A 22,020-nucleotide genomic window follows, 5' to 3' on the forward strand; every position below is an offset into this window, starting at 1 on the left:
ATAGAATGGATATGAGGGCGTCAACATGACCGAAAACAAAAACGAGGAGAGCGGCAGCAGCGTGGGCGCGGGCAGCCAGACGCTTATGCGCGGGCTCGATATTCTGGAGGCGGTGAGCGAGGAGGGTTTGGCGCTGGCCGAACTGTCCGAGCGGATCGGCCTCGCCAAGAGCACGACGTACCGGCTGGCTACGGCTTTGGCCGATCGCGGCTACCTCGCCTACACGCCGCGCGCCGGCTACCGCCTGGGCGCCAAGCTGCTGCAACTGGGCGCAATGGCGCAGGCGCAGATCGACCTCATCCAGGTTGCGCGCGATCATCTCGAGCGCCTTTCGTCCTCGACCGGCGACACCGTGCATATGGGCGTACTGGTCGACGATCAGGCGCTCTACCTCGACAAGGTTCCGGGGCGCCGGCGGATCACCATTTCCAGCCGGGTCGGTGATCGCCAACCGCTCAGCTCCACGGGCCTCGGCAAGGCGCTCATGCTCGATCACCCGCCCGCTTACTGGGCCGAGCGCTTCGATGCCGACCAGAAAAGCGGCTCCCACCCGGTCGATCCCGCGCTGTGGCGCGAGCGGATGGCGGGCTATGTCGAGGCAGGCCGCGCCTTCGACCTCGAGGAGAATGAGGACCAGATACGCTGCGTGGCGGCGCCAATCCGGGACGTCGCCGGCAAGATCGTCGGCGCGATCAGCGTATCCAGCGCCGCGCAATATATGGACGACCAGCGGATGGTGGACCTCGCCACCGAGGTGGTCGACACCGCGAAGGCGATCAGCACCGAACTCGGCTGGTCGCCCCCCAAGACCAGAGGATGATGATGCTTTTGCAGAACAAGGTGCTGCTCGTCACCGGTGGCTCCGCCGGCATCGGGCGGGCGACGGCGATCGAGGCGGCGCGCCACGGCGCCGATGTCGCGATCAACTATCTGGGGCACGACGAAGGCGCCGCGAGCGCGGTGGCGCAGATCGAGGCGCTGGGACGCCGCGCGATTGCCATCGAAGGCGACGTCGCCGATGCGCGCACCGCAACCGATTTCGTCAGCCGAGCGGTGGACGCGCTCGGGCGGGTCGACATATTCGTGTCGAACGCCGGCATCTGCCCGTTCCACGCCTTTCTCGACATGCCTGCCAAGACCTTCGAGCGGACGATGGGCGTCAACCTCCACGGCGCCTTCTACATGGTGCAGGCGGCCGCCAACCAGATGGTGCGACAGGGAGACGGCGGGGCGATCGTCGCGGTCTCGTCGATCTCGGCGCTGGTCGGCGGGGAGATGCAGACCCACTATACCCCCACCAAGGCGGGCATCCACTCGCTGATGCAATCGACCGCGATCGCGCTCGGCAGACATGGCATCCGCTGCAATTCGGTGCTGCCCGGCACGATCCTGACCGACATCAACAAGGACGACCTTGCCGACGCGGAAAAGCGGACGCGCATGGAGGCGCGCATCCCGCTCGGGCGGCTTGGGGCGCCCGAGGATCTCGCCGGTCCGATCGTCTTCCTTGCTTCCGACATGGCGCGCTATGTCACCGGCGCGGCGCTGCTGGTCGATGGCGGCGCGTTCGTGAACCTGCAATGAGCCGGAAGATCCGCACGGCAGCCTCCGCGATCGACTATCGCGAGCTGGCCCGGCGCCGTCTGCCGCCCTTCCTGTTCGAATATATCGACGGCGGTTCCTATGCCGAGGTGACGCTGAAGCGCAACGTCGCGGACCTGGAGGCGATCGCGCTTCGCCAGCGGGTGCTTAACGATGTATCGACGATCGATCTGGCGACCACTCTCTTCGGGCAGAGGCTGGCGCTGCCGGTGGGCCTCGCCCCGATCGGCCTTGCGGGGATGAACGCGCGACGCGGCGAGGTGCAGGCAGCGCGCGCGGCGGAGGCGGCGGGCGTGCCCTTCTGCCTTTCGACCGTCTCGGCCTGCCCGCTGGACGAGGTTGCGGCAGGAACCACGAAGCCCTTCTGGTTCCAGCTCTACATGATCCGCGATCGCGGCTTCATGCGCGAATTGCTGGAGAAGGCGCGAGCGCTCGGTTGCTCGGCGCTGGTCTTCACGGTCGACATGCCGGTGCCGGGATCGCGCTATCGTGACTATCACTCGGGTCTGGCCGGCGCGCCGGGCCTCGGCGGCGCACTGCGGCGCGCGTGGCAGGGCGCGACGCATCCGCGCTGGGCGTGGGACGTCGGCCTCAACGGCCGCCCGCACCAGCTTGGCAACGTCGCGCCGGTGCTCGGCCCCAACACCGGGCTGGAGGATTTCTTCGCCTGGATGCGCAACAATTTCGATCCCTCGGTATCGTGGCGCGATCTCGACTTCATCCGCCAGACCTGGGACGGACCGCTGATCATCAAGGGCATCCTCGACGTCGAGGATGCGAAGGCCGCCGCCGCGATCGGCGCCGACGGGATCGTGGTCTCCAACCATGGCGGCCGCCAGCTTGATGGCGTGCTGTCGAGTGCCCGCGCGCTTCCGCCGATCGCCGATGCGGTGCGCGACCGGCTGGCCGTGCTGGCGGACGGCGGTATCCGATCCGGCCTCGATGTCGTGCGGATGCTCGCGCTCGGCGCCGATGCGGTGCTGTTGGGGCGAGCCTGGGTCTACGCGCTTTCCGCCGCCGGGCAGGCGGGCGTTGCCCACGTCCTGCGCCAGGTCGAGGCCGAGATGCGGGTGGCGATGGCGCTGACCGGGTGCACGGACATCTCCTCCATCGATCGGTCACGCCTGGCAAATCAATTCCCACATAATGGAATGATAGAATAATTTTTGAGAATTATGTTGACATCTGCCGTCAACCCCCGCATCCCGAGGCTCAGGCAGCAATGCGACTGTCATCGAGTCTCAGGTGAGGCCGGGGAGGATTGAAGGCTATGATCCGCTGACCTGATTGCTGGCGCCTCGAAATGCGCCGCCCGATTTTCAACAGATAACGAGGTTCGTCTCGCCGGGATGCGGCCACCGCCGTCGCCGGCCGGCGTGGCGTGCCCGCAAGAGGGGAATGATATGAAGACGATCCAGGGACTCGCCCTGCTGCTGGCGGGATCCGCCTTGTGCTCGACCCAGGCTGTTTTTGCACAGACCGCGCCAGATACGCCCGCGCCCGTCGCGGACACTGCCGGCGCGGATGCGGCCGGATCGACGCTCGCGCCTGCGGCGGACGATGGCCAGACACAAGCGTCTTCGCAGGATATTGTCGTCACCGGCACCTTGATACGCGGCGTGGCGAAACCCACCGGCTCCAACCTTCTCACCGTGAGCAGTGCCGCAATTCGGTCGACCGGCAGCAGTGCGGCAATCGACGTCCTCAACCAGACGGTGCCACAGCTTCCGACGCTGAACAGCGTCTCTTCCGGTTCGGCGAGCTTCGCCACACCCGTGGCCAAGATTGCGCTGCGCGGCTTCGGAAACACAAATGGCAATTCTTCCGGCCAGACAGCGACCCTGGTTCTTTTCAACGGCCATCGGATCGTGCCTGTCGGCGTTCTTTCCACCGACCCCGATCCCAATCTGATTCCGGCCGACGCACTCGAAACCGTCCAGGTCCTGCCGGACGGCGGGTCGGCGACATACGGTTCTGATGCGATTGGCGGTGTGGTCAACTTCGTCGCGAAGAAGCGCTTCGACGGCCTTCAGATGCACTACCAGCATCAGTTCGGTCAGGATTATCACGAGAACGACGTAACGCTGACTGCTGGCACTCACTGGTCGACAGGCTCTGTTCTGATCAGTGCCGCCTATGCGGCTCACGACGCGATCTTCGGCAAGGACCGCGACTACATCACGTCTGACTTCACGAGCCACGGAGGTTCGGATCTGCGCACCACGTCGTGCGGCTACGGCAATTTCACCGTCAACGGCACGGTGTACACTGCTCCGAATTTCCAAAGTGTCCCGTCCGTTCCGCGTTGCGATCAGACCGACTATACGAGCCTCACTCCGGTCGAGCGTCGTGTCAATGTCTTCGCCTACCTCGAACAGGAAATCACCCCTTCGCTCAAGTTTTCTGTCGACGGCATCTACGGTCTCAGAACTGACAAGGTCTATACCGATATCGCGTCTATTCCTTCGTCAATCACCATCGACGCAAGCAATTCCTACTTCAGGCCAGTGAACGGCGAGACGTCGCAGACGGTTAGCTACAACTACTCCAGAGGGCTGGGAAATGCCCGCGTTTCGCCCCAGCGATTTGAACAGTATCAGGTCGATCCAAGTCTGACCTGGACGATCAATGATCGTTGGCAACTGCGCGGTGATTTCCTGTACGGCCATAGCACGGCTACCATCCACGACCGGACCGGCTTGAACGGATCGGCCATCACGGCAACGAATTTCAATCCTTACGACACGTCGCAGACCCCGTCTGATGTGCTGGCAAATCTGGCGGATCACGAGATTTACACGCGCGGCGTGAACAAGATTGTCAGCGGCCAGATCGTTGCCAACGGAACGTTGTTCTCCCTCCCGGGCGGTGATGTGAAGCTGGCTGTTGGCGGCGAAGTTCGCCGGCAATCGCTGTTCAACTCTACCGTGACCGGTTCGATCGGCGATCGGTCCGGCCTGGCGAGCTACGACGCCACGCGGACTGTCAAGGCTGGCTTTGCGGAGCTGTTTGTGCCTGTTGTCGGACGCGAGAATGCGGTGCCGTTTATCAACGCGCTGTCGCTCGACGCCGCCGTCCGATATGACCACTATAGCGACTTTGGCGGAACGACGAACCCCCGCTTCGGTATCGACTATAAGCCGTTCGAGGATCTGACGCTTCGTGGCGTCTACCAGACGACGTTCGTTGCACCCAGCCTTGCCGACTCAGGAAACAAGATCGATACGCGCCTGCAGGTCCTGACTTTGGCGCCCCAAACCTATCTGGCCTTTATCGCCGGCGCGGGCCAGGGTTTGAAGCCGCAGACCGGTCGAAATTACTCGATCGGTGGCGATTATAGCCCGCATGCGATCCGTGGGCTGAAGCTGGGCCTGACATATTGGAACACGAAGATCGACAATCTCGTTTCACTTTCGCTCGGGGCATATGGATTCCCGGGGGCCCTCAGCACCGCCTATAATCTATGCGGCGCCGCTTCGCCCGTCCAGCAGTGCAGCGAGGCCTATATAAGCAGCATTCAGCCGCTCTGGCTGAGACTCGACAATGGCGGTGCTCCGAACATCCAGTCTGTCGCTGACCTGTTCAAGCCGGGAAGCAACATCATCGGCGTGGTGGACGCACGACGGGCTAATTTCGGCAGCGAAAAGCTGGACGGATTTGATTTCAATGTTTCCTACAATACCGATGTTTCCTTCGGCACGATTTATGGACAAATCGCCGGAACTTATATCCTGAACAAGAAGATCTCGGCCACCGCCGGCGGGGCGTATCAGGATTATCTCGCAAGCACGGTCGTGAATGGCCAGACTCCCAAATATAACATTGTCGGTTCGCTCGGCGCCACCAGCGGCCCGGTGACCACAAACCTGACTATTCGGCGCAACGGTGGGTATCATGTGCTCGACGGCATCTCGCCCGGCCAAAGCCATGTTCGCGGCTATACTGTGACGGACGTGTTCGTCGGTTATAATCTCAATGCGATCGGCTTCATGAAAGGAGCGGATATCGGGGTCACGGTGCAGAACCTGTTTGACGCCGATCCGCCTTATTATGGTGCGTCCGTCTCGGCGGGTGCCCTTTCCGGTTATACAAACGGAGGTACGCTCGGTCGGATTGTCAGCCTGTCCCTTCGCGGACGGTTCTGACGGTCGAATAGGGAGGAGAGGATGGGGCGGCGGGTCACTCAAGGCGCTTTTGCAGCGGCCTGCGGCCTCTTTGCAATGGCATCGGCAAACGGCCAAAGCCAGCCGGCGCCATCGGACAAGCTTAGGGCGGGCTTCGAAGACCCGCCACATGAGGCGCGCCCGCAGGTCTGGTGGCACTGGATGAGCGGGAACGTCACGCAAGAGGGCGCGCTCCTCGATCTACAGTGGCTGCACGACGTGGGCATCGGCGGAGTCCACGCTTTTGCCGGTGGCCGGCTGGAGCCCACTGTCGTCGATCATCCTGCTCCCTTCATGAGCGTTACGTGGAGGACAGCTTTTCGCGCCGCCGTGGATAGGGCGCATGCGGATGGGATGGACGTGACGATAGCCGGTTCGCCTGGTTGGAGTGAGACGGGCGGGCCCTGGGTGCAACCCGCTGACGGCATGAAGAAATATGTTTGGGCGACGAAGATCGTCGAGGGTGGCCATCGCATAAAAACCGACTTGCCGTCCCTCCCGACCGCGACCGGACCATTTGCTTCCGTGCCTCGAGACCCAGGCTTTTCCTTACCCGGCGATCCGAAAACACCGGATCCGATTGCATCGGGGCCCGGTCCCGTCATCGCCTTTCCTCTGCCGGCGGAGGAGGCTGCGGCTCCTTCCTATACGTCGAGCGCCGGCTCCGCCGAGGCCCTGGCGACTGCAGCGGCCGACTTATCGTCAGACTTTGCGTTACCTATGTCGACGGACGGCAGCGCCTACGTCGATGTGCGTTACGCCAAACCCGTGGAAATGCGGGCGCTCACGCTGGCCATGAGCACGCGGCCTGCGATCGACATCCTGGTCAGCCGCGATGGCAAGACCTTCGATCTGGTGCGGCACGTTCCCCAAGACGAGGCCGAGCATCCGTCGCGACAGCAGACATTTGCCTTCAAACCTGCGACAGGCCTGGTGTTCAGGATCCGCTTCGGCGCGCCCAAGCCCTGGCGCGTGCTTTCGGGTCTGCCAAGAGGTCTGGTCCCTCCTCCTGGACCGGTCATCTTCCACCTTCAGCGCGTGACGTATAGTGCCGCGCCGCGGATCGATGGCTTCGAAGCCAAGGCCGGATTTCAATCCATAGTCGACCAGGCGACCCTGGAACCCGCCGCAAAATCGGCGGGATTGTCACCGACATCGGTCATCGATCTTGAACGCTATGTCACCGGCGAAGGGGCTCTGGACTGGACGCCGCCTCCAGGGCGTTGGATGATCCTCCGCTTCGGCTGGTCGTTGACGGGACAGACCAACGGACCCGCCGAACCGGTCGCGACCGGGCTGGAAGTCGACAAGCTCGATGCAAAAGCTGTCGACCGCTATGTCGATGGGCTCTTCAGCCTGTACAGCGATCGTATCGGCGTCAATCTCGGTCCTGCGGCGGTCAATGGCCTGCTTACCGATAGCTGGGAGGCGGGAGTCCAGAACTGGACACCCGCCTTGTTGCAGGAGTTCCGCAAACGGCGAGGCTATGATCCCTTGCCGTGGCTTCCTGCTCTGGCGGGTTACGTAGTGGGCAGTTCCGAACGTAGCGACGCATTTCTTGCTGACTTCCGCCAGACGCTGAAAGATCTTCTGATCTCCAGTCACTATGATGTCCTGGCCGATGCTGCTCACAAACGCGGCATGACCTACTATACGGAGGTCCAGGGCGACACGCCCCGCGCCATCGTCGATGCCATGACGGCGAAATCCCGATCCGACATACCGACGGGTGAGTTTTGGTATCGGCCGTTCGCGACGGTTGCCGGGCAGCCTTCGCTCGTAGCCGATCTCCAGGAGGCGGCGTCGGCTGCGCACGTCTACGGAAAGCCCCTGGTGGCCGCGGAAGCGCTGACGGTTGCGGCAGGCAACGATCCATGGGCTTTCTCTCCGGCGATGATGAAGCCCGTCGCCGACCAAATCTTCGCGCGAGGCGTCAATCGCATTCTCCTTCACGAGTCACACCTCCAACCGTTCCCGGATCGCAAGCCGGGCCTCGCGCTTGGCTTTTTCGGACAATATTTCAATCGGAACGAAACATGGGCGGGAATGGCCCGCCCGTTCGTCGATTATCTGGCGCGAACGTCGCACCTGCTACAGCAGGGTCGCTTCGTGGCGGACGTCGCTTATTTCTACGGGGAGGAGGATGGGCCGACGCGCCAGTTCGAGCTTGCTCCGAACAAGGACGTGCCTCCCGGTTATGCCTTCGATTATATCAACCCCGAGGCTCTTCTCGACAAACTGTCGGTGCGCGACGGTAAGATCGTCACCCAGACGGGCATGCAATATCAGGTGCTTTACATCCCTCAAACCGTTCATCGGCTGTCCTTGCCGGTCGTCGAGAAGCTTGGCGCGCTGGTGCGTGCCGGGGCGACTTTGGTTGCGATGCGTCCGAAGGGCGGCATCGGCCTGAACGACGAAGGTGCCGCTTATTGGAAGGGAGTAGATCTGCTTTGGGGACATGATGGGGAGGTTCGCCAGCTCGGTCAGGGTATGGTCTATGCCCAAAGCTCTCTGGCCGATGTCCTGCGAACCAGGCGGATAGCACCTGATGTGGACGATAACGGCGCGCAGCTGTTGTTCCTGCACAGGCGTGCGTCAGACAGCGACATCTATTTCCTGTCGAACCAGTCCTCGGCAGACATCAATCCGCAGGTCGCGTTTCGTGTAGATGGCCGGATCCCGCAATGGTGGTCTCCCGAGGATGGCAAGGCCCGGGATCTGTCGTTCAGGCGGTCCGGAGGCAAAACGGTCGTCGATCTGAAGCTCGACCCCCAACAGGCGGGATTTGTCGTCTTCAAAGGTCGGACGGACAAGCTGTCCCGGACCGTCGCCGGCCCGCGCGTCGCGGCAACGATGACGCTCGACCGCGGCTGGAGCATCCGGTTCGAGAATGGCTGGGGTGGGCCGCCGGGACGTCAATCCTTCAAATTGGGTGACTGGTCCAAATCCACCGAACCGTCGATACGCTATTTCTCGGGCGTGGCGGCCTATGACACGATGATCGACGTGCCGGGCAAGATGATCGGTACAGGGCGCCATATGGTTCTCGATCTCGGCAACGTCCGGGATCTTGCTCAGGTTGAAATCAACGGCCGCGCCGTAAGTATCAGTTGGCATGCCCCTTATCGCGTGGACGTGACGGGCTTCCTGAAGGCGGGGTCCAACCGGATCGTCGTCAGGGTTGCCAACCTCTGGGTCAACCGCCTGATCGGCGACAAGCAACCGGGTGCCAAGCCCTTTGCTTATGCGCCCGCGTCAACGTACCAGGCCGACAGCAAACTTCTTCCATCGGGGCTCATCGGTCCTGTTCGCCTTACAGCCATGGACCCGGCGGACTGACGTGATTGGCGATCGCTCTTCAGAGCCCCTTCTGCATCATGGAATATTATAGGTGTGCAAATGAAAACCGTCAGACTCGGGCTCGTTGCAGCGCTGCTTTCCGGAATAGTGCCCTGCTTTCCGGCAACCGCGCAGGATCCGGCAGACGCCAAGGCCGCGGCGACCGAGGCCAAGATGACCGACGTCGAGCGCTTCCAGCTTCTCCATGGCATCATGCCGATCGCAATTCCCGGTTTGCCGCCGATCCCCCCGGGTCTCAAATCCACCGCAGGGTTTGTTCGCGGCATACCCCGCCTGGGCATTCCCGATATCTATGAAAGCGATGCCAGCCTGGGTGTCGTGAACCCGTTCCAGTCTCGCAAGGGCGATATATCGACCGCTCTGCCGTCCAGTCTCTTGCTGGCAGCGACATTCTCCCCCGATCTCGCTTTTGCGAGTGGCGCGCTGGCCGGCAATGAAGCGCGGTCCAAGGGTTTCAACGTGCTCCTTGCCGGCGGGGTTAATCTGGCGCGCGATCCACGCAACGGCCGCAACTTCGAATATGCGGGTGAAGATCCGTTGCTCGCCGGCACCATCGCCGGCGCTTCGATCAGCGGCGTACAGAGCGAGCATGTCGTCTCGACCGTCAAGCATTTCGCGTTGAACGACCAGGAGACGTTACGTCAATCTATCGACGCGAGGATCGAGGAGAAAACGTTTCGGGAAAGCGATCTGCTCGCCTTCGAGATCGCTATTGATCGGGGCCATCCGGGCGCCGTGATGTGCGCGTACAATCAGGTAAACGGCGCCTATGCGTGCGGAAGCGATTTCCTCTTGAACAAGGTCCTGAAGGCGGACTGGAAATATCCGGGCTGGGTCATGTCGGATTGGGGAGCGGTTCACGACGTCAGCTATTTCGCAAAGGGGCTCGATCAGCAGTCGGGTGCGCAACTGGACAAGGAAACATATTTCGACAAGCCGCTGCAGGATGAAGTGGCAGCCGGGCGCGTGCCAAAGGCACGGGTGTCCGACGCGGTGCGTCGCATCCTGCGATCGCTATATGCGGTCGGTGCCGATGCGCCGCTTCGGGAAAGGCCGATCGACTTTGCCGCCCACGCGAACGCCGTGCGGAAAATTGCCGATGCCGGTATCGTCCTGCTCAAGAACGAAGGCGGCATACTGCCTCTTGCTGCCAACGCAAAGTCGATCGCGGTCATTGGAGGCCATGCCGATGTGGGCGTGATCTCCGGAGGCGGATCGAGCCAGGTCACGCCGGCCGGGCAGGTCTTGCTGCTGCCGCTCGGCGGACGCGGGATAATGAGCAACTGGTCGAAGATCCTCTACATGCCGTCGTCGCCGCTCAAGGCGCTCCAGGCCGCACTGCCCCGGACGAACATCGAGTTCGACAGCGGCTACGTGCCCGAGGAAGCAGCGGCATTTGCCGCGCACTCGGATCTGGCGATCGTTTTTGCGACCCAATGGCAGTCCGAAGGAGTGGATGGGAGCCTGACGCTGCCCGAAGGGCAGGATGCGCTGATCGATGCGGTGGCGACCGCCAATCCGAATACGATCGTCGTGCTCGAGACCGGGAATCCCGTCAAAATGCCGTGGCTGGGAAAGGTGAAGGGCGTCCTCGAGGCCTGGTATCCGGGGCAGGGGGGAGGCGAGGCGATCGCCGACGTTCTGACGGGCGCCGTCAATCCTGGAGGCAGGCTGCCCATCAGCTTCCCAACCGACGAAAAGGATCTTCCACGGCGGACGATTCCCGGTCTCGGATTGCCTGAGAAGACGGCCCTCCCGATCGACTATGATGAAGGCGCGAACGTCGGTTATAAATGGTATGCGGCCAAGGGCGTGAAGCCGCTCTTCGCTTTCGGTGAAGGTTTGAGCTACACCAGATTTGCGCATTCCGGCCTGAAGATATCGGGCGGCTCCGATCCCAGTGTGACACTCACGGTCAAGAATATCGGCGAGCGTAGCGGCTTTGACGTGCCTCAGGCCTATTTGGTGTCGATTAACGGCAAGCCCGTGCGACGACTGATCGGTTTCTCGCGCGTCGAACTGGCGCCGGGGCAAAGCCGCACCGTAACGATGAAGGTCGATCGCCGTCTCCTTGCCGACTGGACCGACAAGGGCTGGGCCATCGCCGGGGGCCAATACGACATCGCGACAGGGCAATCTGCACTTGATCTGGATGAGGTCATGAGCGTCAAACTCGCTGCGCAGATGGTTTCTCGCTGATAGCTCTATGATCCCGAGGCACCAGGAGCCTCATGGTCTTCATCTTGGACATCGCAAAAGCCGGGAATGGCTGAGAAGAGCAGGGGGCAGATTTTCGATCAGGGGACCCGATCGGCTGCCCTTGTCGCGATCGGTCGTTCAACCAGTGATGCGTGAATGGCCGGCTCTGGTCCGCTTTTGAGCGTTCTTCCTCCGGGCTATCGTGGCCCGAGGAGAAGTGTCATGGGATTATCGGAATTTGATCCCGCTGCACGCGAGCGAGTATCATGGAACGCGGGATGCAAAGTCGGTGCGAAACGCGCGCTAGAGCCCCGTCAGATATGGGCAATCCGCTTCTTTCTTGATCAGCATGGGTAAACCCTGGACCGGCGCTTTTTGCCCTTGCCATCGACAGCGAACTTCGCGGCTGTGACCTGGTGAAGATCAAGATCGGCGACATCCTTTGTGACCGAAAAGTTCGGACGCGGGTGATTGTCGTTCAGCAAAAAGCCGGGCGTCCTGTTCAGTTCGAATTGATGGACGATGCTTGCGCCAGCCTGCTCCGGTGGTTGGAGTTGCGGGGCGGATCACTGGAGGATTATGCCTTCGCGAGCCGCACTGATCATTCGGCCCACATGGGTAGCCCATGGGACAGGCGGAGCCTTCGGTCATTTTACCTTGCCGTCCTCCGCCGCCTTCAGCACGCGCAGCACATTGCCGGACCAGATTTTCTGGATATCCGCCTCCGAATAGCCCGCCTTCAGTAAGGCGTTGGTGATCTTCGGCAGGTCTACCACATCCTCAAGGCCGACCACCCCGCCGCCGCCGTCCCAATCGAGGCCGATGCCGACATGGTCCGGTCCCACCACCTTGAGCGCATGGAGCATATGCGCCATGAAATCATCGAAGGTCGCCTTATCCTTTTCAGGATAGAGCCGGTCGATCTCCTGCCGCTTGGACAGCAATTCGGCGCGCTTTTCGGGCGAGAGTTTCGCGTCTTCGCGCATCTGACCCATCAGCGCGGCCATCGCCTTCTGTCGTTCGGGATTGGGCTTGGATGCGCGCAGATAGGCGCCATAGGCGTTCATCTGGATGACCCCGCCCTGCGCCGCCAGCGCTTTCAGATGCGCGTCATCGATGTTGCGCGGATGATCGTAGATCGCCTTGCAGCCCGAGTGAGTCAGCAGCACTGGCGTCTTGGACAGGGCCAACAGATCGTCCAGTACCTGATCCGAACTGTGCGACGCGTCGGGCACGATGCCGAGCCGGTTCATCTCCGCCAGCAATTGCTTGCCCAGTGGGCTGAGGCCGCCATAGCGCGGCCTTTTTGAAGGATCGGTGGAACTGTCGGCAAACTGGTTATGCGCGAAATGGGCAAAGCCCGACACCCGCACGCCGATGTCGTAGAAGGTTTTGAGCAGCGACACATCCTCGCCCAGCGGATAGGCGTTCTCGATCGAGATATAGACGATCCGCTTGCCCGTCGCCGCGATCGGCGCGGCGTCCTTCGCCGCCAGCGCAAGCTGGAAGTTGGCGGGATCGGTGGCCACCATCGACCGGATCGACATGCCGCGCAGCAGCGCGAAGTCACGCGCCTTGCGGAACCCCTCGACCGTCAGCGGTCCCTGCGGCGTGTAGATCGCCCAGAAGCCGCCATCCAGGCCGCCCTTCTTCATCCGGGGCAGGTCGACCTGGGTATAGTCACCATGCACATCATGCTCCTCCTCGATCGACCAGCCGGGCAGGTCGAGCGAAGCGGGCGTGTCGAGGTGGCTGTCCAGTGTCAGCATCTTCTGGTGCAATTGATAGACTTTTTTCGGCACAGCCTGCGCTGATGCTGCGGTGGGGAGCAGCGCGATCAGCGCTGCTCCGGCAAGAAGGCAAACTCGCATCAAATCTCCCCGGAAATGGTGAACTGGAAGGTGCGCGGCGACAGCGGCCGGAACGCGCCGTCACCCGATACCGCGGAGGATATGAAGGACAGCCTGTCCTTGTCGAAGATATTGTCGACATTGAAACGCGCCTTCAGGCTCTTCAACGGGCCGACGCTGAAACCATCGCCAATGTCGACATAGGCGCTGAATACCGTATAGCCCGGCACGCTCGACCCCGCGCTGTTGGTGAAGGTCGACCAGCGCCGCGACGTATATTTGCCCGAGACATTGGCCACCAGCCAGCTGGCCGGTTCCACCGTCACGCCGCCGCCGACGATCCATTTCGCGCTGTCGGGCAGGAACTTGCCCGCGATCGGGATCACGGTCGATGCGATGATGTCGTCCTTGAACTTGGCGTTGTTATAGGTGACGTTCAGGTTGCCATAGGCAAGGCCGTTCAGGAAAGAGGGCTTGTAGGTGCCCGCAAATTCCACGCCATAGGCGCGAACGCGTCCGACATTCTGGTAGAATGTCTCGGTCGACGCGCCGCCGCCCGGGACAAAGGTGGTGATCGACTGAATGCGGTTGGCGAATTTGGTATAGAAGGCCGCGATGGAGGCATAAAGCTGCCCCTGATTGGTGCGGAAGCCCAATTCCATATTCTTCGACCGTTCAGGCTTGGGCTGCGGCACCAGAGCCGAAGTTCCGGGGCGGGTGACGGCATAGATGTCGTCCATCCCCTTGGGCAGCGCCATATTCTCGGCATAGGAGGCGAAGATCTGCGATCGGCCGTCCAGCTTGTAGAGCAGGCCCGCCATGGGCAGGAACATGTCGTTATAATGCGCGCTGTTGATCGACGGGCCCCAACCCGGCACGCCGACGCCATTCACAACGCGATAATAATCGTCGAAGTCGCGATACCCGCTCAGCCGGTAATCCAGCATCAGCCCCTTGAAGCCCAGATCGAGCACCAGCCTGTCATCGGCCAGCTTGATCGTGTCTTTCAGGAAGAGCTGCAAGGTGTCGCGCTGCGACCGATAGTCGCGGCGCAGATAGACCAGTTCGTCCAGATTGGGCGCGCCGTCGGGCGCGCCATCGGTGGTGTTGTAGCGCGCCTGGGTGCGGTGATATTTGTCGACCTCTGCCCAGATGCCTGCTTCCAGCGCGTTGCTGCCAATCTCCCAGTGCAGCTTGCTGGTGATGCCATAGCGGTCGCCGCCAACGCCGGACTTGCCATATTGCACGCCCCTGGGGGCGGTGACGGCCAGCCCGGCCTGCAACTGCGGCCTGTAGCGGCCGAGCGAATTGGCGTAGCTGTCGGGCGACACGCCATAGCCGTCCTTATCCTCCCAATATAGGGTGGATTCCGCCCATACTCCGTCCGCAATCCCGGCATGGACGGTCGCGCCATAGAGCCGATCCTTGCGAACGTTGATGGCAAGGTTATAAACGGACGTGTAAGCGCTGTTGGAATAGTAGACGCCCGGTACTGTGGGATTGAATCCGGGGGTCGTGTTCGGCACATTTTCGATATAGGCATAGTCGCGCCCACACTGGCCCAGTGCATTTTTCACGGTGCAGTTATATTGGGCGCGGGTGATGGTGGGCGAGTCATAGTCGAGGAAATCGTTCGACACGAATTTCAACCGCGCCCAGCTGTCGCCACCCAGATCGGCGTGGATCTGTCCTTCCCAATGTTCGCGGTCGACGGTGCCGGGGCCGCGCCACAGGTCGCTGTTGAGCTTGGTGCGGCTGACATAGGCCTTGAACGGCCCGATCTGCCCGGTGCTGGCGCGGATGAAGGTGCGCTTCATGTCGAAATCGCCGAAGCTCTGCGACACGAACAGGCCCATCTCGTCCTGCGGGGCGATGCTGTTATACTGCACTACGGGACCAAGGGAGGAATAGCTGGGCAGGCCGACATCGCCCGCCCCGACCGAGGCGACGACCGCGCCCAGATTTTCATTGTCGACATAACGGAACACCGGGCTGCCGCCAAAGGCATCGCTGCGCCCGGTGGGGATGCCGTCGACCACGAAGCCGATCTGGTCGAGGTTGAAAGCGCGGGTCTGGACGCTGTTGCCGAATTCGTAAAGGCCTAGCGCGCCGTCGGTCTGCACGTTGAAGCCGGGTAGCTGCTCCAGCATCTTGAGGCCCGAAATGCCCGAAGGCGCCGATAGCAGCGCCTCCCGCGTCACCGCCACGACATTGCTGATCTTGTCCTCGCCAATCGCTTCGGACGATTGCGAGACGCGGCGCCCTGTGACGGTGATCGCGTTGCTCTCGTCGGCCGAAGCGGGATCCTGTGACCAGGCGGCGGAGGGCAGGCCTGCCACGCAACAGGAGAGTAGGAGTGCCGCATGAGATGCGCGGCGGAAAGCAGGAATCGAAGGCATATTGGCTCCCTGTTGGCCCGTCTGGGGGCGTCACGAGCCTCTCAGGAGCGCGTTCCCAAGGATGCGCCTTTCCACTCCAGTCGCTTCCCTGCTGGCGAACGCTCGGCCTGCCGGACGGGTCTATTGCATAGTTGCAATTTGAAACGAAGCGATGGGGAAAATCCGCTACTCGCTTATGCCTAATCCGAGGATACGGCCATCAGAACAGATCCGTCGGCAGGCAGAGCAATGACGGGTCGTCGCCTGACGAAGTGCGCATCATGCAGTGTACGACGATCATGGGCGACTGGTGGTCGCGACATCGTCGGGTCCTTTCAGGCAAAAGGCGTGGCGAACTCAAGACGAATGCCACCGGGAATGAAGATGAGGAAGTGGCGCGTCGAGGAAGTCGGGCTGATGGGGCCGGGCGCGGCATCGACCGCCACTTCGGGATGCGCCGTTACTGCGTCCCACGCCGCATCCAGCGCGGCATCGTCGGCGACTGACAGCGAGAGATGATGGAGGCCGATATTGGCGCGCCGGTCGAAGGCCCGGGCAGTGAGCGGGTCAGCCGCGCGCCACAGCGTCAGCAGGATCGCGCCGTCGGACACGAAGATGGACGGATAGTCCGGAACGCCGCCCGTCTCCGCGAAGCCCAGCGTGCCGCAGAAGAAGGCGCGCGCCTGATCGAGATCGGGTACGGTGAGGCCGATGTGATGGACACCCTGGGTGAGCTTGCCGGTCATGATTCCTGTCCTTCCAGTTGGGTAATGCGGGCACGCAGCGCCGCGATTTCGTCGATGAGGGGTTGGGAAGCCCGCCGGACCTCTACCCCGGTGAAGCGCGGGGTGATGTGCTGCGGACAGTTCCAGTCGAAGCCGATGACATCGATCAGGAAGGCGCGCTCGGGCTCTGCCGCATAATCAGGCGGCATCAGCGCGGCGATGTCCGCCGGGTCTTCGCTGGCACGGGCATGTCCAATCATCTTGAGCCGACGGCGGTTTGGATAATCCATCAGGAACAGCGCGACGCGGTCGTCGGCGGCGACATGGGCGGTGGAGAGATATTGCCGATTACCGCGATAGTCCGCGAAACCGATACGATTGCCCGTCACATGCCGCAGGAAACCCGCCGGACCGCCGCGATGCTGGACATAAGGCCATCCATCCTCGGAGACGCTCGCCATGTAGAAGCTGTCGCGGGCCGAGATGAAGTCCAGTTCGCGGTCGGTCAGCCTGTCGACCGGACCGGCACCGGCTTCCATACGGGCATAGGAAGCACGTGATCCGGCAGCCGCCTGCAAGGCTCGGGCGCCGAGACCGAAGAGGGTATGGAGGAAAGTCTGTGCCATGGGCTGGAAATAGCGCGTTGCTACAATGGCGATAATCCGCGATGATTGGTCTTCACTATTTCAATTTGAGGAATAATGGATCGTTTCGAGAGCCTTTCCGCCTTTGTCGCGGTGGCAGACCAGCGCGGCTTTGCAGCGGCAGCGCGGGCGCTGGAAATGTCGCCGCCGGCCGTCACCCGTGCGATCGCGGCGCTCGAACGTCATCTTGGTGTCACTCTGTTCCATCGCTCGACGCGGGCGGTGTCGCTGACGGACGAGGGGGCCGCCTTTCTCGACCGGGCACGGCGCATATTGTCCGAATTGCGCGAGGCGGAGCAGATCGCGATGGGAGGGCGGTCCGTGCCGCGTGGGCAGCTCTATGTGACCGCTCCGGTGATGTTCGGGCGTCTGCATGTGCTGCCTGTCATCAACGCGCTGCTGGCGACCCATGCCGGACTGACAGCACGCATGATGCTGCTCGACCGCAATGTCCGCATCATCGAAGAGGGGATCGACGTGGCGGTGCGGATCGGCGCGTTGACCGACAGCGCGCTGCGGGTGGTGACGATAGGATCGGTGCGGCAGACCATCGTGGCAAGTCCGGCCTATCTTGCCGAGCATGGTGTGCCCAAGGATCCTGCCGATCTCTCGAGGCATCGCTGCGTTGCGGGCAGCGGGGTGCGCGTCGGCAGCGCCTGGCCTTTTGGACCGCGAGGCGAGACAATCGCGGAGGCGGTTCCCCGGCTGACCGTCAATAGTATCGACGCGACCATCGCCGCGGCGGAGGCGGGCGTGGGGCTTGCCAATGTGCTGAGTTACCAGTCCGCAGCGAACATCGCGAGCGGGCGCCTGGCCGAGGTGCTGGCGGATCATGCGCCGCCGCCCATACCGGTGAGCCTGCTCTACGACCCCGGAAGGGCCGCCATGCCTGCGGTTCGCGCCTTCATCGAGGCGATGCGGGAGCAGGCAAGGCAGATGGCGTGGCGTTGATGAAGAATCGCTGTTGAAGCGCGGTTGAATCCCGCCAAAGTTGAGCGCTGCTAAATCCAGCTCATCGATGAAGGCCTCAACCACTCGCACCGGGTTATCCTCGGCGACATAATCATCAAGCGATACAGGCAGAAAGCTATCCTGCCGCCGATCTTGCCCGTCGACGAAACGCCTCATGACCAAGTCTCCCGAAACGCCAGGAAGCCCAATCACAAGCAGCTGTTTTTACAGAGCCTCGGTCGATGTCCTTCAGCTTGCTCCCCCAATCGCCCCCGGCGTCAGGATCAGGGTGAGGAGAATGAGGGCGATGCCAATATATCCCCAGGCGCCCATGCCTTGCCAGGCGATCTTCATGCTGCCAGCGTTGGAGCGTGACGATCTGGCCAGCCGCATCGCGTAGATCATCGTGCCGGTGACGGCCATCGCCGTCAGCAATGCGCCGAAGAGGAACCAGACGGCTTTCGTCCACAGGCCGCCGAACGTGCCGAAATGCAGCGGATCGGCCATTTCGGAAAGGCGCTGATGCGCGCTCAGTGCGCGTCCATCCAGCCGCGCGACAACCCGCGACGTCGCCGGATCGACCACCACCGCATTGGCTCGGTCGCGTACCAGCCAGGCGGATGATTGGCCCAGAAAGATGACGCCATTGTCGGGTGTGATGCGGATTTCCCGAATATCGAGCGCAGGATCGGCTCTGCGCGCAATGGCAACCAGCCGGTCCAGCGCGACGCTGGTCGGCATCGCACGAGCCGCGATCACGCTTGCTCCCTCAGCCGACATGGCCCGGGCGGTGGCCCCCCCATCCCTCGGGCGCCACCAGTGATGATGGCTACTTTTCCTTGCATCCGGCCCATTTCGACCACTCCCAATCTGCTCGGACGCGAGGGTCCACTCGTTGATGTCCCCGATCAGGCGTCGGCCAGGATCAGGTCCGACGCCTTTTCGCCGATCATGATCGCGGCGGCGTTGGTGTTCCCCGAGACGATGCGCGGCATGATCGAGGCGTCCGCCACCCGCAGACCTGCGATGCCCCGTATGCGCAGGCGCGGATCGACGACAGCATGCTCGTCGGCGCCCATCGCGCATGTGCCCACGCCGTGGAAGATGCCGTAACCGAAAGTGCGGGCATGTTCGAGCAGTGACGCCTCTTCATTCTCGTCCGGATGGTCGCCGGCAGGCCCTTCGATTATTGATGCGAGCGCAGGCTGGCGGGATATCTCACAGCTGATGCGAAGGCCCGCGGCGATCTTCCGGCGATCCTCGGCAGCGTCGAGGAAGTTGAGCAGGATGCGCGGCTGACGGGTCGCGTCGGCGCTGGCGACATGGATCGAGCCGCGGCTTGCCGGACGCAATTGGCAAGCAGCGATGGTGACGCCGGGAAAGCTGTCGATCTCGCCCGTGGCGGGATCGGCCGAGGCGCTCACCATATTGACCTGTATGTCCGGGATGTCGAGCACCGCCTCGCTGCGGACAAACCCCATGACAGTGGCAGGCGGCGCGGATAGCGCCCCCTTCCGGGCGAACAGATATTTCGCCACCTCGCCCATCAGGCCGACGCCGCTCACCGCCGTGTTGATCGACGGGGTGCCCGGCCGCAGGCGGAAGCGCAGCATGGTGCACCAATGGTCCTGAAGGTTCTTGCCCACGCCCGCCAGCGGGTGGCGCACCTCGATGCCTGCCGCACGCAGGATCGCCGGATCGCCGATGCCCGAAAGTTCGAGCAACTGCGGGGAATTGACCACGCCTCCGCACAGGATGACTTCCCCCCGGCAGGCGATCTCGCGCGTCTCGCCGCCCTTGCGGACACGTACACCCTTCGCCCGGCCCTCCTCGATGAGGATGCCGGTCACCAGAGTGTCGGTTTCGACCTTGAGGTTCTTGCGGTGCATGATCGGGTGGAGATAGGCGACCGCGCTCGACCGGCGCCGCCCGCGCCGCTGGGTGGCCTGGATATAGGCAAAGCCCTCCGGATCGCCCCGATTATAGTCGTCGACCAGCCTGTGTCCCGCCTGCGAGGCGGCTGCGAGAACGGCGTCCGAAACGGGATCGCGGGGGACGTCGGAAACCGTCAGCGGGCCACCGGCGCCATGGGCGTCGTCCGCCCCCCGGCATTGGTCCTCGCTGCGCTTGAACAGAGGCAGGACATCGCTCCATCCCCAGCCGGTGCAACCAAGCTGCGACCACATGTCGTAATCCGCCGCCTGTCCGCGCACATAGATCATGCCATTGATGGAAGAGCTGCCGCCGAGGACGCGTCCGCGCGGGTACGGCGCGGACCGGCCCGCGTTGATCCCGCCCAGTTCCGACGTATAGTTCCAGCTAAGCGGCGGAGCCTCCATCGTATAGCGGTATCCGGCGGGAATGTGGATCAGGCTGTTCAGGACAAACTGCCGGGGGTTGCGGAACGGACGATCATCGCCCCCGGCCTCGATCAGCAGGACGCGGTTGCCCGTCCGCGCACTGAGACGGTTGGCCAGGACGCAGCCCGCCGACCCCGCGCCGACTATGATATAGTCGAACTCCATGTCGTCCTCCCGTCCGTCCTGCGAATCTGTCAGGCGGCGACCGCGCCCATCGCCTTTTCCAGGCGGAAACCTTCATAGCCGCCGTCAGCCACTGCCGCGCACCTGTTGCGGTAGGCATCGAGACCGGCGAGATAGAAGGAAAAGACGCGCGGTTTGCCGGGAATATTGGCACCCATGGCCCAGGAGTCCGCATTTACCATCAGCGTGTAGTTGGCCACCTCGCCCACGTGCGCAACCCATTCTTGTTGGGCTGGTTCGCTTGCCTCAATTGTCGTGTAGCCGTTCCGACGCATCTGCTCGATGCAATCGCCGACCCATTCGACCTGCTGCTCGATCGCCAAGGGAGCGTTGACTATGATCGAAGGGCTCTGCGCGCCGTCGATCATGAACAGGTTGGGAAAGCCTGCGATAGCGATGCCGAGGTAGGTCTGCGGTCCGGACGACCACACGTCCCCGAGCGAAAGGCCACCTTTACCGGTGATCTTCAGCTTGAGCACGGCCCCGGTCACAGCATCGAATCCAGTCGCCAGGACGATATCGTCGAATGCATGGACTGCACCACCCGCGACGATCCCTTCGGCACAGAACCGTTCGAGCGGCGCTTTCCTCAGGTCCACCAGTTGGACGTGCGGGAGATTGAAGGTTTCATAGTAGTTGGTGTCAAGGCACGGCCGCTTGGCACCGAACGGATATGCCTGCGAGGTCAGGACAGCAGCCGTCTCCGGGTCGTTCACCTTGGCCCGGATCTTGCGCTTGATGAAATCGGCGGCAAGGTCGTTCGCTTCCTGGCTGAGCAGGATGTCACGGAAGGACTGGATGAAAGCGAAGCCGCCCAACGTCCAGCAGCGCTCGAACTCGGCCTCGCGCTCCTCGTCACTGACCTCAAGCGCACTGCGCGTGCCCAGCATCCAGCTCAGCCCTCCCGAAGAGGCGCGACGCACCTCGCGGTCCCTGGCGAATTGCCCGTGCTTCTGCCGAATCTCGTCCGCCGAGAGCGCGCGATTTTCGGCCGGCAGGCTGAAGGCCGGGGTGCGCTGGAAAACCGTCAGGCTGGCCGCTTCCTGGCCGATGACCGGGATGCTCTGCACGCCAGACGAGCCGGTGCCGATGATTCCGACCCGGCGGCCGGTGAAGTCGACAGGATCCTCCGGCCAGCGGGCGGTATGGAACAGGCGGCCCTTGAATTCCTCCATGCCGGCAAAGGGGGGCGTGTTCACCGAAGTCAGCGGTCCCACCGCGAGAATGAAGTAGCTGGCACGGAAGGTGCCGCCGCGATCGGTCTCGACCAGCCAGCTTTGCCTGTCCTCTTCGAAGGTAGCCGCCGTGGCCGTCGTCTCGAACAGGATGTCGCGGCGCAGGTCCAGCGTGTCGGCGACATAGGACAGATAGTTCTGGATCACGGGCCCCTTGGAATAGCGCTCCGGCCAGTCCCACCCGCGCTCGATCTCGTCCGAGAACTGATACTGGTAATCGGTCGATTCCACGTCACAGCGCAGGCCCGGATAGCGGTTCCAGTACCACGCCCCGCCCACGTCCTTGCCCGCCTCGATCAGCTTGGCCGACAAGCCCTTCTCCCGCAGGTTGTGCAGCATGTACAGCCCGGCAAAGCCGGCGCCGACCACG

Annotated in this window: 14 protein-coding genes and 1 pseudogene; 7 read left to right on the forward strand and 8 right to left on the reverse strand. The window is 62.7% G+C overall.

Features of this window, described 5'->3' with window-relative positions; all coding sequences use genetic code 11:
- Positions 1–25: 25 nt before the first annotated feature.
- From MRBLSP13_RS03380 to MRBLSP13_RS03405, 6 genes are all read left to right on the forward strand, one after another.
- Entirely contained in the window at positions 26–820 is a 795-nt protein-coding gene (locus MRBLSP13_RS03380) for an IclR family transcriptional regulator (protein WP_363736728.1), read from the forward strand.
- A complete protein-coding gene (locus MRBLSP13_RS03385) occupies positions 820–1,584 on the forward strand; it encodes an SDR family NAD(P)-dependent oxidoreductase (RefSeq protein WP_363736898.1) in 765 nt (254 codons plus the stop codon). Before MRBLSP13_RS03380 ends, MRBLSP13_RS03385 begins: the two co-directional genes overlap by 1 nt.
- Complete coding sequence (gene lldD / locus MRBLSP13_RS03390) at positions 1,581–2,765, forward strand: FMN-dependent L-lactate dehydrogenase LldD (protein WP_363752704.1); 1,185 nt, start codon at positions 1,581–1,583, stop codon at positions 2,763–2,765. Before MRBLSP13_RS03385 ends, lldD begins: the two co-directional genes overlap by 4 nt.
- A gap of 240 nt (positions 2,766–3,005) precedes the next feature.
- Complete coding sequence (locus tag MRBLSP13_RS03395; protein WP_363752706.1) at positions 3,006–5,747, forward strand: TonB-dependent receptor plug domain-containing protein; 2,742 nt, start codon at positions 3,006–3,008, stop codon at positions 5,745–5,747.
- A 75-nt stretch (positions 5,748–5,822) separates the two neighbouring features.
- Positions 5,823–9,104 (forward strand): glycosyl hydrolase, encoded by a 3,282-nt coding sequence (locus MRBLSP13_RS03400; protein ID WP_363752708.1) that lies wholly within the window; start codon positions 5,823–5,825, stop codon positions 9,102–9,104.
- 60 nt (positions 9,105–9,164) lie between these two features.
- Positions 9,165–11,324: a beta-glucosidase gene (locus MRBLSP13_RS03405; RefSeq protein WP_363752710.1), complete on the forward strand. Its 2,160-nt coding sequence runs from the start codon at positions 9,165–9,167 to the stop codon at positions 11,322–11,324.
- Positions 11,325–11,971: 647 nt separating this feature from the next.
- Here the strand turns inward: MRBLSP13_RS03405 and MRBLSP13_RS03410 are convergent.
- The 4 genes from MRBLSP13_RS03410 to MRBLSP13_RS03425 all read right to left on the reverse strand — a co-directional run bounded on the left by MRBLSP13_RS03410 (position 11,972) and on the right by MRBLSP13_RS03425 (position 16,903).
- The gene (locus tag MRBLSP13_RS03410) at positions 11,972–13,195 is read right to left on the reverse strand and encodes a dipeptidase (RefSeq protein WP_363752712.1); all 1,224 of its coding nucleotides are present in this window, start codon (positions 13,193–13,195) and stop codon (positions 11,972–11,974) included.
- Positions 13,195–15,573: a TonB-dependent receptor gene (locus MRBLSP13_RS03415; protein ID WP_363736719.1), complete on the reverse strand. Its 2,379-nt coding sequence runs from the start codon at positions 15,571–15,573 to the stop codon at positions 13,195–13,197. The genes MRBLSP13_RS03410 and MRBLSP13_RS03415 overlap by 1 nt, the downstream gene beginning before the upstream one ends.
- 314 nt (positions 15,574–15,887) lie before the next feature.
- A complete protein-coding gene (locus MRBLSP13_RS03420) occupies positions 15,888–16,298 on the reverse strand; it encodes a VOC family protein (protein WP_363752715.1) in 411 nt (136 codons plus the stop codon).
- Complete coding sequence (locus tag MRBLSP13_RS03425; RefSeq protein ID WP_363752717.1) at positions 16,295–16,903, reverse strand: pyridoxamine 5'-phosphate oxidase family protein; 609 nt, start codon at positions 16,901–16,903, stop codon at positions 16,295–16,297. Before MRBLSP13_RS03425 ends, MRBLSP13_RS03420 begins: the two co-directional genes overlap by 4 nt.
- Before the next feature lie 75 nt (positions 16,904–16,978).
- Here MRBLSP13_RS03425 and MRBLSP13_RS03430 point away from each other — a divergent pair, with 75 nt between their 5' ends.
- Positions 16,979–17,872 carry a LysR family transcriptional regulator gene (locus tag MRBLSP13_RS03430; protein ID WP_363736714.1) on the forward strand — a complete coding sequence of 298 codons (894 nt, stop codon included), beginning with the start codon at positions 16,979–16,981 and terminating at the stop codon, positions 17,870–17,872.
- Positions 17,873–17,893: 21 nt separating this feature from the next.
- Here MRBLSP13_RS03430 and MRBLSP13_RS22480 read toward each other — a convergent pair.
- The 4 genes and pseudogenes from MRBLSP13_RS22480 to MRBLSP13_RS03445 all read right to left on the reverse strand — a co-directional run.
- Positions 17,894–18,049 (reverse strand): annotated as a pseudogene (locus MRBLSP13_RS22480) (IS5/IS1182 family transposase); the annotation flags it as partial.
- Positions 18,050–18,121: 72 nt separating this feature from the next.
- Positions 18,122–18,631, reverse strand: a complete 510-nt coding sequence (locus tag MRBLSP13_RS03435) for a PepSY domain-containing protein (protein WP_414714689.1) — start codon at positions 18,629–18,631, stop codon at positions 18,122–18,124.
- Between the two features lie 149 nt (positions 18,632–18,780).
- Positions 18,781–20,397: a GMC family oxidoreductase gene (locus MRBLSP13_RS03440; protein WP_363752721.1), complete on the reverse strand. Its 1,617-nt coding sequence runs from the start codon at positions 20,395–20,397 to the stop codon at positions 18,781–18,783.
- A 29-nt stretch (positions 20,398–20,426) separates the two neighbouring features.
- A complete protein-coding gene (locus MRBLSP13_RS03445) occupies positions 20,427–22,019 on the reverse strand; it encodes a flavin-containing monooxygenase (protein ID WP_363736709.1) in 1,593 nt (530 codons plus the stop codon).
- Position 22,020 lies beyond the last annotated feature (1 nt).

Origin of the sequence: Sphingobium sp. LSP13-1-1.1 (assembly GCF_040676415.1) — a bacterium.
Lineage (GTDB): Bacteria > Pseudomonadota > Alphaproteobacteria > Sphingomonadales > Sphingomonadaceae > Sphingobium.

What these genes read in the sequence shown, in the direction of transcription:
- MRBLSP13_RS03380 (WP_363736728.1), top strand. Translation starts at nt 26, where the DNA reads ATGACCGAAAACAAAAACGAGGAGAGCGGCAGCAGCGTGGGCGCGGGC.
- MRBLSP13_RS03385 (WP_363736898.1), top strand. Translation starts at nt 820, where the DNA reads ATGATGCTTTTGCAGAACAAGGTGCTGCTCGTCACCGGTGGCTCCGCC.
- lldD (WP_363752704.1), top strand. Translation starts at nt 1,581, where the DNA reads ATGAGCCGGAAGATCCGCACGGCAGCCTCCGCGATCGACTATCGCGAG.
- MRBLSP13_RS03395 (WP_363752706.1), top strand. Translation starts at nt 3,006, where the DNA reads ATGAAGACGATCCAGGGACTCGCCCTGCTGCTGGCGGGATCCGCCTTG.
- MRBLSP13_RS03400 (WP_363752708.1), top strand. Translation starts at nt 5,823, where the DNA reads ATGGCATCGGCAAACGGCCAAAGCCAGCCGGCGCCATCGGACAAGCTT.
- MRBLSP13_RS03405 (WP_363752710.1), top strand. Translation starts at nt 9,165, where the DNA reads ATGAAAACCGTCAGACTCGGGCTCGTTGCAGCGCTGCTTTCCGGAATA.
- MRBLSP13_RS03410 (WP_363752712.1), bottom strand. Translation starts at nt 13,195, where the DNA reads ATGCGAGTTTGCCTTCTTGCCGGAGCAGCGCTGATCGCGCTGCTCCCC.
- MRBLSP13_RS03415 (WP_363736719.1), bottom strand. Translation starts at nt 15,573, where the DNA reads ATGCCTTCGATTCCTGCTTTCCGCCGCGCATCTCATGCGGCACTCCTA.
- MRBLSP13_RS03420 (WP_363752715.1), bottom strand. Translation starts at nt 16,298, where the DNA reads ATGACCGGCAAGCTCACCCAGGGTGTCCATCACATCGGCCTCACCGTA.
- MRBLSP13_RS03425 (WP_363752717.1), bottom strand. Translation starts at nt 16,903, where the DNA reads ATGGCACAGACTTTCCTCCATACCCTCTTCGGTCTCGGCGCCCGAGCC.
- MRBLSP13_RS03430 (WP_363736714.1), top strand. Translation starts at nt 16,979, where the DNA reads ATGGATCGTTTCGAGAGCCTTTCCGCCTTTGTCGCGGTGGCAGACCAG.
- MRBLSP13_RS03440 (WP_363752721.1), bottom strand. Translation starts at nt 20,397, where the DNA reads ATGGAGTTCGACTATATCATAGTCGGCGCGGGGTCGGCGGGCTGCGTC.